10 protein-coding genes are annotated in these 11,494 nt (G+C 61.2%); 7 read left to right on the top strand and 3 right to left on the bottom strand.

Annotated features, from left to right (window positions below; translation table 11 throughout):
• The gene (locus FYJ43_RS09180) at nt 1–690 is read left to right on the top strand and encodes an N-acetylmannosamine-6-phosphate 2-epimerase (protein WP_154564082.1); all 690 of its coding nucleotides are present in this window, start codon (nt 1–3) and stop codon (nt 688–690) included.
• Nucleotides 691–835: 145 nt separating this feature from the next.
• Here the strand turns inward: FYJ43_RS09180 and FYJ43_RS09175 are convergent, their stop codons facing one another.
• Nucleotides 836–1,600, bottom strand: a complete 765-nt coding sequence (locus FYJ43_RS09175) for a FadR/GntR family transcriptional regulator (RefSeq protein ID WP_154564080.1) — start codon at nt 1,598–1,600, stop codon at nt 836–838.
• Nucleotides 1,601–1,669: 69 nt separating this feature from the next.
• Here FYJ43_RS09175 and FYJ43_RS09170 point away from each other — a divergent pair, with 69 nt between their 5' ends.
• The 6 genes from FYJ43_RS09170 (at nt 1,670) to purB (ending at nt 8,835) form a co-directional block, all read left to right on the top strand.
• The gene (locus FYJ43_RS09170) at nt 1,670–2,629 is read left to right on the top strand and encodes a GNAT family N-acetyltransferase (RefSeq protein ID WP_326833553.1); all 960 of its coding nucleotides are present in this window, start codon (nt 1,670–1,672) and stop codon (nt 2,627–2,629) included.
• A gap of 122 nt (nt 2,630–2,751) precedes the next feature.
• The gene (locus tag FYJ43_RS09165) at nt 2,752–4,050 is read left to right on the top strand and encodes an adenylosuccinate synthase (RefSeq protein WP_154564076.1); all 1,299 of its coding nucleotides are present in this window, start codon (nt 2,752–2,754) and stop codon (nt 4,048–4,050) included.
• Between the two features lie 84 nt (nt 4,051–4,134).
• The gene (locus FYJ43_RS09160) at nt 4,135–5,331 is read left to right on the top strand and encodes an LLM class flavin-dependent oxidoreductase (protein WP_154564074.1); all 1,197 of its coding nucleotides are present in this window, start codon (nt 4,135–4,137) and stop codon (nt 5,329–5,331) included.
• 1 nt (nt 5,332) lies between these two features.
• On the top strand, nt 5,333–5,989 hold the full coding sequence (locus FYJ43_RS09155) for an NAD(P)H-dependent oxidoreductase (protein ID WP_154564072.1): 657 nt from the start codon (nt 5,333–5,335) through the stop codon (nt 5,987–5,989).
• A gap of 108 nt (nt 5,990–6,097) precedes the next feature.
• The gene (gene purD, locus FYJ43_RS09150) at nt 6,098–7,405 is read left to right on the top strand and encodes a phosphoribosylamine--glycine ligase (RefSeq protein WP_154564485.1); all 1,308 of its coding nucleotides are present in this window, start codon (nt 6,098–6,100) and stop codon (nt 7,403–7,405) included.
• Nucleotides 7,402–8,835, top strand: coding sequence for an adenylosuccinate lyase (purB, locus tag FYJ43_RS09145; RefSeq protein ID WP_154564070.1), 1,434 nt, complete (start codon nt 7,402–7,404; stop codon nt 8,833–8,835). The genes purD and purB overlap by 4 nt, the downstream gene beginning before the upstream one ends.
• Before the next feature lie 85 nt (nt 8,836–8,920).
• On the opposite strand, the gene FYJ43_RS09140 is transcribed toward purB, so the two are convergent.
• On the bottom strand, nt 8,921–9,859 hold the full coding sequence (locus tag FYJ43_RS09140) for a hydrogen peroxide-inducible genes activator (RefSeq protein ID WP_326833521.1): 939 nt from the start codon (nt 9,857–9,859) through the stop codon (nt 8,921–8,923).
• A gap of 6 nt (nt 9,860–9,865) precedes the next feature.
• Nucleotides 9,866–11,440, bottom strand: coding sequence for an alkyl hydroperoxide reductase subunit F (ahpF, locus tag FYJ43_RS09135; RefSeq protein ID WP_154564068.1), 1,575 nt, complete (start codon nt 11,438–11,440; stop codon nt 9,866–9,868).
• Nucleotides 11,441–11,494: the final 54 nt, after the last annotated feature.

The following is an 11,494-nucleotide window of genomic DNA, read 5'->3' as shown; positions in this document are numbered from 1 at the left end:
ATGAGCAGATTCACCGACAAGATCATCGCCTCCATGGCGGGAGGGCTTGTGGTTTCCTGCCAGGCTTACCCAGGGGAGCCGCTTCGTCACCCCGAGACGATGGCCCAGATGGCGGGTGCTGTCGTGACCGGGGGAGCGGTGGCGGTGCGCGCCCAGGGGCTCTCCGATGTTTCCGCTGTCAAAGGGCGGGTTAACGTCCCCGTTATCGGCATCTGGAAGGAGGGTGACGAGGGCATTTACATCACCCCAACGCTGCGCCATGCCCGGTGCGTGGCAGCTGCTGGTGCCGACGTCGTCGCCCTCGACGGCACTCGGCGGGATCGTGCCGACGGACTCTCCTTGGCCGAGACGATCAAGGGCCTCAAACAGGAGTACGACGTCGTTGTCATGGCCGATTGCGGCTCGGTGGACGATGGCCTGTTCGCTGCTGAAGCGGGAGCCGATCTCATTGGGACGACGCTGTGTGGCTATACCGGGGAGCGTCCGAAGACTGACGGTCCCGATTATGAGGCCATCGAGACTCTCGTTGACAAGCTCGATGGCAGCCGTCCGGTCATTGCTGAGGGTCGCATCCACACCCCCGAGCAGGCCCGTCGTGCGATGGACCTGGGTGCCCACGCCGTCGTCGTGGGGACCGCGATTACCCACCCGACCTCGATTACCGGGTGGTTCTGCGACGCTTTGAGGTGACGCTCACCTTCTCACACCGAGGCCCCGCCACTCTCTTTGTTATACGTAAGGGAGGGCGGGGCCTTTGCTCGTGGTCAAAGACCTGACCGGTAGGCACCTGGCAGTGGACATGGCGGAAGGTCTATCTCAGGCGAGCACGTCAACGTCAGGCTGACGGGTGGGTGTGAGGCGCGCGACCCGAGCTATGGGGTGTCCCTGCCAGCCTTTCCCGGATGGCGGCAAAGTGATCCCACATGGCCTGACGGCTGGCCTGGGGGTCATGGCCGGTGACGCAGTCAGCGATGAGGTCGTGTGCCTGTCGGGTGGCCACCATCGTATTGGCGGGTGGAAGCATGAACCCAGCAAGATTCAAGGAGTCCCAAAAAACGTCAATGAGTTCTCGGGCAAGCTGGTTATCCATATCCGCATATAACAGGCGGTGGAATTGGCGGTCTGCGGTGGCGGAGCGTTCGGGGTCGTCCATCTGAGCCGCCAGGGCATGTAGGGCACGTCCGGTGTCGTCGCCGATGTGACCGGTCACCTCGGTGACAAGCGAGCATTCCATAAGGGCACGGACCTCCACCATTTCCCGCAGCCCAGTGAAGTCCTTGGTGCCGGTTTCGTCGCAGGTGACCTGTTTGACGCTCCGGTACACGAGGCTGGGCCTGATCGTCGACGCGGATGCCGTCGATAGGTATGTACCCAGACCGCGACGCACCTCGAGGATTCCTAGCGCGCGCAATTCGCGCACTGCCTCACGGACAGTGCCACGGGCCATTCTAAACTGGGAGGCGAGCTCCTGCTCGATCGGAATGGGGTCCCCGGGGGCAAGGTCTGAGGAGAGAATCCATTCGAACATCCGCTGAGCCGCCGGATTGAGATTATCGGCTAAGTGGACGGCGTCGTTCGCATCTGACATGCCGTTAATCATGGCATGGACGCCATGGTGACGACACCAGATAAGCAGCTTAGGCGGCGCGCGACGGCAAAAGACGGAAGAATAGAGGCACAGCGGTGCCACAGGCGTGGCCAGACCCAGGAGGGCGACATGAGCGAGCACGTTGTTTTCCGCGATATGCGGCCAGAAGACGTCAAGGTGATCACGTTTGGAGAGCCTGGCTCCTTGATTGATCGCATAGACCGCCCGGACGTTGTCGCCAGGGTTGCTCTACACGAGAACCGAATCGTCGGATATGCGGTTTCGTGGTTGGCAGTCGTCCACCGCACTCGTCGTTTCATTGACGTTGAGGTTCATCCCGACTCTCGGGGCCGTCAGATTGGTACCCGGCTGGTACGCCAGATCCAGCAGCGAGTGCACCGTCCGCTGGCAACGAAGGCGATCGCTGGCTCTGATGCCGAAAGCTTCATACTTTCCCTTGGCGGAGAGGTTTACGCATCCTGCCCGCCCTTTGAATTGCCTCGCCGCCATTTTGGCCGAGCGATTGAGGAGTTGGCGGAGGTCAGTCTCGGCCCGGGTGGTGCCATTTCGGGCGCGGCCCTGGCCCCCGGCGTACTTGAGACGCTGTGGGAGCAGATGTACGTGTGGATGCATGAATCGTGGTCGCCGGTCGACGATAGCGAGGCGGCTCACGAGGCGCTGCGCCAGGAGTTGGAAGACCTCGACGCCGAAGCTACCCGTGTCGCACTCGTCGATGGTCAACCTGCGGCGGTGGCTTTCGTATTTGTCGACGAAAACCCGACGGTCGTGGCGGAAACCGTGCAGGCTGACACCCCTTCTGGGGACGAGGCCGTTGCCTCAGCAATGTCGTCGGTGATCAGCTGGGCCGACGATATCGGATATAAGCGCATCAATTTCGACGGTCACCGTAGCGACCCACACTTCGGGCCGCTGGCATCTCGTCTTCCGCTGGAGGGAGCCAGCCTGAATCTCATGGAGCTGTCGGCGCTGCCGCCTGACGACGATGACGGTGAAGTAGGTGGCGGCGCAATCGGAGCCTGAACGCCACCACTGATCGCTCGGGCTGGCATCTTTCGTGTCGTGAGGGACACGTAGAGTGTGCCTGGTTGTGCAGTGGCATGACCCGGCGCAACCAGAGGTAACCCGCACAATGGTGCGAGGAAATGGAGGAATACATGCCTGGAATCGTCGTCATGGGTACCCAGTGGGGTGACGAGGGCAAGGGCAAAGCCACCGATCAAATGTCCGAGCGCGTCGATTACTGCGTGCGGTATTCGGGAGGCAATAACGCTGGACACACTGTCGTCGTCGGTGACGAGAAGTTCTTCATGCACCTGCTTCCCTCCGGGGTTCTCAACCCGAATTCCACAGCCGTACTCGGCAACGGAGTCGTGGTCAACCTTGACGTGCTCGCCGATGAGATTGACGCCCTGCGAGGCCGCGGCATTGATATCCCGCATCCGCTTATCAGTGCCAATGCTCACCTCATTACCCCGTACCACCAGACCATCGATAGGGTCACTGAACGTTTCCTTGGTAGTCGCCGGATCGGCACGACGGGTCGTGGCATCGGGCCGGCCTACTCTGACAAGATCAACCGGATGGGCATCCGCGTCCAGGACCTTTTCGACGAGTCGATTCTGCGCCAGAAGGTTGAGGCCTCGTTGAACCAGAAGAACCAGATGCTGGTGAAGATCTACAACCGCCGCGCTATTGATCCAGATGAGGTTGCTGACGGTTTGCTCGCCCATGCCGACCGGATCCGTCCCTACGTCGTGGATGTGGCCCGCGTTCTCAACAAGGGTCTTGACGAGGGCAAGGTGGTGCTTTTTGAGGGTGCCCAGGCTCATCATCTCGACGTTGACTTCGGCACGTATCCGTACGTCACCTCCTCCAACCCGATTGCTGCGGGGGCGTGTACTGGTTCAGGCGTTGGGCCGACTCGCATCGACCGCATTGTTGGCATCGCTAAGGCCTACACCACCCGCGTCGGCGAGGGTCCGTTCCCGACAGAGCTATGTGACGATGACGGTGAGCGCTTGCGCAGCGAGGGTGGTGAGTACGGCGTCACGACGAAGCGGCCACGTCGCTGCGGCTGGTTCGACGCGTTGATCGTGCAGCAGGCGAGCATGATCAATTCAGTGACTGACCTCTTCCTCACCAAACTTGACGTGCTGTCGGGCTGGGAGAAGATCCCGGTCTGTGTGGCCTATGACATTGATGGTGAGCGCACCGACGTCATGCCCGTGACCCAGTCTGATTTGCACCACGCCAAGCCTGTTTATGAGTTTATGGATGGCTGGAATGAAGACATTTCGTCTGCCCGTTCCTTTGATGATCTGCCGCGTAACTGCCAGGCCTACGTGCGCCGTTTAGAGGAGCTGGTGGGCACGCGGGTGTCCGGGATCGGCGTGGGGGCCGGACGCGACGAGTCGATCGTTATTAACGACCTCATCGACTGAGGTTGGCGGGAATAGACGGAATCGGCGTCACGTTAGGGTAGGTGTCACATCAACTATCAGAGTCGATGATTAAGGAGCGCACGTATGAGCACCGATGCCCAACCTCACGCCGACACCGCGTCCGCCAACGCCAGTCGGGTGCCTGTTCAGATCGGCATTTTTAGCATCGGGGACGTGACGACCGATCCGACCACAGGTCGTACCCCCACCGAGCACGAGCGCATTAAGAACACCGTCGCTCTGGCTCGCAAAGCCGAGGAGATCGGTCTCGACGTCTTCGCCACCGGGGAGCATCACAACCCGCCATTCGTGGCTCCGGCTAACCCGCCAGTGCTGATGGCGCACCTCGCCGCAATGACCCAGCGGATCATCTTGTCGACGGCGACCACGCTCATCACCACGAACGATCCGGTGCGGCTCGCTGAGGACTATGCCTATGTCCAGCACCTTGCCGAAGGCCGGATCGACCTCATGCTGGGGAGGGGAAACACTGGTCCGGTGTATCCCTGGTTCGGTCGTGACATTCGTGACGGCATCAAGCTAGCGATAGAGAACTACGATCTGCTTCATCAGTTATGGCGAAATGACGTCGTTAACTGGAATGGACAGTTCCGCACCCCGCTGCAGTCATTCACGTCGACCCCGCGTCCCCTTGACGATATTCCGCCGTTTGTATGGCATGGTTCGATCCGCTCTCCGGAGATCCCTGAGCAGGCCGCCTATTACGGTGACGGGTTCTTCCATAACAATATTTTCTGGACGATGGACCACACCCAACGGATGATTGAGAGATACCGCGTCCGGTATGCCCACTACGGTCATGGTCGCCCCGAGGACGCCATCGTTGGGCTGGGCGGCCAGTTCTTTATGCGCAAGAATTCCCAGGATGCGATACGTGAGTTCCGTCCCTATTTCGACCATGCTCCGGTTTATGGCCACGGCCCGAGTCTGGAGGAGTTCACGTCGGCCACGCCACTGACTGTCGGTTCGCCGCAACAGGTCATTGAAGAGACTTTGTCGTTTAAGGACCACGTTGGTCACTATCAGCGCCAACTGTTCCTTGTCGACCATGCAGGGTTGCCGCTGAAGACGGTCATGGAACAGATGGACCTGCTGGGTGAGATCCTTCCCGATTTGCGCAAGGGATTCGCTGAGGGTCGTCCAGCTGACATCCCTGACGCCCCCACCCATCGCTCCCTTCTAGCAGCACGCGGTGAGCACAGCGACGAATACCGTTTCACACCCGGCGACGAGGTCACAGGAACGTCCGACAGGAATTGATATGAAGATCATTGCCATCAGTGCAGGCCTTGGACAGCCTTCGTCCACTCGAATGCTGGTTGATCGTCTCGGCGCCCAGATCACCCAAGAGCTTCCCGACGCCGAGATTGAGATCATTGAGGTGCGCGATCTGGGTCACGACCTCCTGAATGCCGAGTTCACTGGTGTGCGCTCGGCGAGTGTCACTCAGGCCCTGGACTCCATCGCTCAAGCCGATGGTGTGGTAGCCGTTGCGCCCGTATATAACGCCCATGCTGCGGCAGTGTTTCACCTGCTCTTCGAGGTCCTTGACGAAGGGGTATTGGAGGGCAAACGGGTGCTCGTCGGAGCCACGGGAGGGACGGCCCGTCACAGCCTCGTCATGGACCGCGACGTGGTTGCGTCACTGCATTACCACCACGCCCTCGTCTCGCCAGTCTCGGTGTTTGCTGCCACGGAGGACTGGGGCAATCCGTCGGCTTTAGACCGGAGGATCGAGCGGTCGGCCCGCACCTTTGTCCGGATGCTGACAGGTTGGAGTGGCGCCGCAGAGCCCGACGCGACCGCGAGCGACGACTCCGGCGGACGCGAGTCGACTGCCGGAGTCGAGTCGGCTGCCGATGATGGACTCGGCCCCGTCCAGGAATTTGCGGACATGCTCAAAGCCCTTGGTCATTAGTCGTGGCAGTGCGGGATGTCGCGTTCGCGCAGCGGCGGCACCTGAGCGTCGGTGGTGCACGGCGTCGCCGTGTCGTGGTCACCCTCTACTCTGGGTGTCGTGTCCAGCATGACTGTTCTCGTTCTCGGGTCTGGTGGCCGCGAGCACGCCCTCGCCTTGGCCTGTCACCGTGACCCAGATGTTGTTGCCGTCCATGTCGCTCCCGGTAATCCGGGCACAGCGGCTTTTGCCACGAATCACCCCGTGGATCCGTGTGATTGTGACGCCGTCGTGTCCCTTGCGCGTGAGTTGAAGGTTGACCTCGTCGTCGTCGGGCCGGAAGCTCCCCTGGTTGCCGGGGTGGCCGACGCTCTGCGTGACGCCGGAATCGACTGCTTCGGCCCGAGTGCCGAGGCCGCGCAATTGGAGGGGTCGAAGGCCTTCGCTAAGGAGGTGATGGCTGCGGCTGGCGTGCCGACGGCGGCGTCGCGGTCGTGCGATGATGTCGACTCTGTCGTGTCTGCCCTCGACCAGTTCGGGGCACCTTATGTGGTCAAGGACGATGGTCTGGCTGGAGGCAAGGGGGTCGTCGTCACCAAGGATCATGCCGCCGCCCTCGCCCATGCCAGGCATTGTCTCGACGCTGGTCACCGAGTGGTCATTGAGGAATACCTCGACGGCCCCGAGGTCAGCCTGTTTGCCATGTGTGATGGCAGCCGTGCTCTTCCGATGCAACCGGCCCAGGATTTCAAACGCGTCGGGGATGGGGGAGTCGGCCCGAATACTGGCGGCATGGGTGCTTACACCCCGCTGCCGTGGGCCCCAGACGATCTCGTCGAGACAGTGGCGGCCACTGTCATCTCACCGACGCTACAGGCCATGGCGGATCGCGGTACCCCGTTTATCGGCTTGCTTTACGTGGGTTTGGCGCTCACCTCTACAGGCCCTAAGGTCGTCGAGTTCAACGTGCGCTTCGGTGATCCCGAGACCGAGCCTCTGCTGAGTATGGTGGAGTCTCCCATGGCTCGCATCATGGCCGCTGCAGCTCGCGGAGATCTGTCTGGCATTGATGGGCTACGTTTCCGTCGCGGTGCAGCTGTCGGCGTCGTCATGGCTAGTGAGGGGTATCCCGCGTCTCCGGTGAAAGGGCGTCGGGTCGTCGCTCCAGTCGATGACGAGGACGTTCTACACGCCGGCACCCGTATCGAAGGCGACGGTCTCGTCACCAGCGGTGGACGGGTCCTTGTTGTGCTTGGCCATGGCGAAACCTTGGCCGGAGCCCGCACTGACGCCTACAACAGGGTTGACGAGTTGGAGGTCAGTGGCGGGTTCTATCGCACCGACATTGCCCGTCACGCAGCCGAGCTTGAGGCTGCTGACGAACTCGCGCCGCAGTCCACTAGTTCCGCCCACGTGACCGATGGGGAGTTTTCATGAGCGTACCCAATATCCTTGCCACCCGTTATGCCTCCGCGGCGATGCGATCCATCTGGACACCAGAAAACAAAATCCGTGCCGAGCGCAGGCTGTGGTTAGCCGTCATGGAAGCTCAGGCCGATCTCGGCGTCAGCTTCGGTGGCGACGATCCCGAAGAAGTGCTGGCTGATTATCAGGCGGTCCTCGACGACGTCAACCCCGACTCGATCGCAGAGCGTGAGGCCGTTACCCGTCATGACGTCAAGGCCCGGATCGAGGAGTTCAACGCTCTAGCCGGCCACGAGCACATCCATAAAGGCATGACGAGTCGCGACCTCACCGAGAACATTGAACAGATGCAGGTGCTTGAGTCGCTGCGATTGGTACGCGACAAGATGGTTGCCACGCTCAATCAGCTGTCGCGATTGGCCGCTCAGTACTCTGACCAAGCTATTGCTGGACGCTCCCACAATGTCGCAGCCCAGGTGACGACCTTGGGTAAGCGTTTCGCCACCGCTATCGACGAGATGCTAGTGGCGTGGGATCATCTCAACGAGCTTATTGAGCGTTACCCCGCCCGCGGAATTAAAGGCCCGATGGGAACCGCCCAGGATATGCTCGACCTCCTCGGCGGCGATGATGCCAAACTCGACGATCTCGAGCATCGCGTTGCCGATCATCTAGGGTTCAACCAGGTGCTTACCTCGACCGGTCAAATCTACCCAAGGTCGTTGGACTTTGAGGTGATTTCGACACTAGTGCAGGTGCTGTCGGGTCCGTCTAACCTAGCGACGTCGATTCGCCTTATGGCCGGTAATGAGCTCGTCACCGAGGGCTTCAGGCCTGGCCAGGTGGGTTCCTCGGCGATGCCGCATAAGATGAATGCTCGTTCTTGCGAGCGAGTTAACGGTTTCCTCGTCGTGCTGCGTGGCTACTTGACGATGGCTACCGGATTGGCGGGTGTGCAGTGGAATGAGGGAGACGTCTCGTGCTCGGTCGTGCGTCGTGTGGCGCTGCCGGATTCCTTCTACGCCATTGATGGAGCCTTCGAGACTTTCCTGACGATCCTCGGCGATTTCGGGGCCTTTCCCGCTGTCATCGAGGCTGAGCTTGAGCGTTACTTGCCCTTCTTGACGACTACCAAGGTCCTCATGGCATGCGTGCGTGCTGGAGTCGGTCGGGAAGACGCCCACGAGGCTATTAAGGAACACGCGGTAGCTGTCGCGCTCGACATGCGTGAGACAGGTCGCACCGACAACGACCTCTTCGCCCGTCTGGCTGCAGATCCGCGGATTCCGCTCACCAAAGAACAGCTACGCGGTTTAGTCTCGTCGCCGCTGGATCTTACCGGTGGCGCTCAAGATCAGGTTGAAGCGCTGTGCGCCAAGGTAGAGGACATCGTTCGGGAATACCCAGAGGCTGCCAATTACTTGCCTGGCCTGGTGTTGTGATCGGTTGATTTATCACTGGGGTCAGCTCGATGGGGTGGCCCCAATGTTGCTGCCCAATCTTCTCCGCGCGTCTGCGCTAGGGCTCTCACATTCCGTGGGAGCACAACGAAGCCCCGGCAACACCGAGCGGCTCGACGACGTCGGTGGGTAGTTGTCGCAGGATGGTGACGAGGGATTGCACTGCCGGGCGGCTCATTGTCGCAGCTCTGCCACACGCGACGATGTCGCGGTGAGGCCTGGGATGGGTGAATTCGCGCACCGCGAGGCGCGGGTCCGCATGGAGTGGTGCCGTGATCGCACTGCGCGGCATGAGAGTTCGACCGGCACCCACCGACACCAGTTCGCGAAGCGTGTCGAGGGAGCCAGCTGTCAGGGTGTCTCCAGACAGTGGGCGGCTGCACACGTCTAGCACCTGATCCCTCAGGCAGTGCCCCTCTGACATGAGGATGAGCCCTTCCGTGGGGACGTCGTGCGGATCGATGGGGCCGTCCACTCGGGCTAACTCGTCGTCAGCCGCCGTCGCGAGTAAAAACTCCTCCCGAAAGACCGGAATAGTTACCAAAGAGTCGTCGGTGACCGGGGCTGCCACCACGGCAACGTCTAACTGCCCATCGTGGATCGCATCCAGCAATTGGGCCGTGCGCTCCTCGACGATGTGGATATTGACGTCGCGTTCGTGCTGGTCAAATTGGGCGATCACCCGAGGCAACACAAACGGCCCTAAGGTAGGAAATACCCCGACCCTCAGCTGGAGGGTCATCCGGTCAGACTCTTCGCGTGCCATCGTCCGGATGTCGTCGGCGAGCACCATGATGTCGCGTGCAGCTTGGGCAATGCGTTCACCCACCGGGGTGAGGTCAATGCGTCTGCCCACTCGCACCGCCAGCGTCACGCCGAGCTCGTCTTCAAGCCGGTGGATTTGGGTCGAGAGGGTGGGCTGGCTGACACCGCATGACGCCGCCGCCCGGCCGAAATGGTGTTCTTCGGCCAGAGCGACGAAATACCTGAGGTCGCGGAGATTCACACGTCCTCAGTCCTGTGTCGGATTTTGACGGATGAGGTGGTCGAATGCCCCCAGGGCGGCAGTAGCGCCGGCCCCCATCGAGATAATGATCTGTTTGTATGGCTGAGTGGTGCAGTCCCCGGCGGCAAAGACTCCTGGCATCGAGGTGGCACCGCGCTCGTCGATGACGATTTCTCCCCGCTTGTTGCGCTCCAGGGCACCGTCGAGCCACTCGGTATTGGGCAGCAGACCAATCTGGATGAAGACGCCCGCTAGGTCGATGCTCTTCACCTCACCGTTGGTGCGGTCTTCGTATTCCAGCCCGGTCACCTTGGATCCGTCGCCAAGAATCTGGGTGGTGCGGGCCGAGGTGATGACGTCAACGTTCGGCAGCGAGTTCAGGGTGCGCAGCAAGACGTCGTCGGCCTTGAGCACGTCGAGGAACTCAACCACAGTGACATGGTTGACGACGCCGGCAAGGTCGATAGCTGCCTCAATACCAGAGTTTCCTCCCCCGACGACGGCGACCTTTTTGCCCCTGAATAGCGGGCCGTCACAGTGCGGGCAGTAGGTCACGCCTTTGGTGCGGTATTCCTCTTCGCCGGGCACGCCGAGGTTGCGCCAACGTGCACCAGTGGCCAGGATGACTGAGCGTGCCCGTAGGTCGCCGTCGGTCAGATGCACGGTAGTCATGTCGTCGGTGGTTTGAAGAGCACTGGCGGTCTGACGCTCAATGACGTCAATGGTGTAGTCGCTGACGTGGCTACGGAGGGCGTCGGCTAGACGCGGCCCGGTGGTGTGTGGCACAGAGACAAGGTTGTCGATGGCGTCGGTGTCGAGCACTTGACCGCCGATTCGGGACCCAACCATGGCGGTGCGGATGCCCTTACGAGCCGCGTATATTGCGGCGGCTGCACCGGCAGGACCGGCTCCCACAACGAGCACGTCGTAGGGGTCGCGCTGCGAGAGGTCTTCTTTGGCTCCTTGGGCGGCGTCGGCGTCGAGACGCTCAAGGATCTCGGCCATATCCATGCGCCCGGAGCCCCAGTCCTCGCCGTCAAGGTAGATGGCTGGTACTGATGCGATTCCCTTGGATTCCACCTCATCGGTGTAGGTGCCACCCTCGACGGCGGTGTGGTGAATGTTGGGGTTCAAGACAGCCATCGTGTTGAGGGCTTGCACCACGGTCGGGCAGTTTTGGCAGGTCAGCGACATGTAGGTGACGAAGTGATATTCACCCTTGACCGCGCGCACGGCGTCAATGAGGGATTGTTCCTCCTTGACGGGGTGGCCCCCGACCTGGAGCAGAGCGAGTACCAGAGAGGTGAACTCGTGGCCCATCGGTAGGCCGGCGAAGCGGATGTCGATGGGGGTTCCAGGACGGGTGATGGCGAAGGACGGGGTGCGTTCGTTGTCAACGGGGTCACCGATGCTCACCTTGTCAGACAGGGCGGCGATTTCGGAGAGCAGTTCGTCCATCTGGGCTGACTTCGACGACTTGGTGGCGTCGTCACCTTGGTAGGGGGAAGGCACGAGGACAATCGGCTCGCGCACCATTTCGAGGTAGGTCTTGAGTTGGGTGGTCAGGGCGTTATCAAGCATGGTTCTCCTGGAGGGGCGGGGACGGGGAACGGGCGTATCGGTCCGGGGATCCGC

The sequence above is a fragment of the Cutibacterium porci genome, from assembly GCF_009696315.1.
GTDB classification, from domain to species: Bacteria; Actinomycetota; Actinomycetes; order Propionibacteriales; family Propionibacteriaceae; genus Cutibacterium; species Cutibacterium porci.
The sequence above is the reverse complement of the archived record's forward strand: the minus strand, read 5'-3'. Positions and strand labels throughout refer to the sequence as shown.

What these genes read in the sequence shown, in the direction of transcription:
- FYJ43_RS09180 (WP_154564082.1), top strand. Translation starts at nt 1, where the DNA reads ATGAGCAGATTCACCGACAAGATCATCGCCTCCATGGCGGGAGGGCTT.
- FYJ43_RS09175 (WP_154564080.1), bottom strand. Translation starts at nt 1,600, where the DNA reads ATGATTAACGGCATGTCAGATGCGAACGACGCCGTCCACTTAGCCGAT.
- FYJ43_RS09165 (WP_154564076.1), top strand. Translation starts at nt 2,752, where the DNA reads ATGGAGGAATACATGCCTGGAATCGTCGTCATGGGTACCCAGTGGGGT.
- FYJ43_RS09160 (WP_154564074.1), top strand. Translation starts at nt 4,135, where the DNA reads ATGAGCACCGATGCCCAACCTCACGCCGACACCGCGTCCGCCAACGCC.
- FYJ43_RS09155 (WP_154564072.1), top strand. Translation starts at nt 5,333, where the DNA reads ATGAAGATCATTGCCATCAGTGCAGGCCTTGGACAGCCTTCGTCCACT.
- purD (WP_154564485.1), top strand. Translation starts at nt 6,098, where the DNA reads ATGACTGTTCTCGTTCTCGGGTCTGGTGGCCGCGAGCACGCCCTCGCC.
- purB (WP_154564070.1), top strand. Translation starts at nt 7,402, where the DNA reads ATGAGCGTACCCAATATCCTTGCCACCCGTTATGCCTCCGCGGCGATG.
- ahpF (WP_154564068.1), bottom strand. Translation starts at nt 11,440, where the DNA reads ATGCTTGATAACGCCCTGACCACCCAACTCAAGACCTACCTCGAAATG.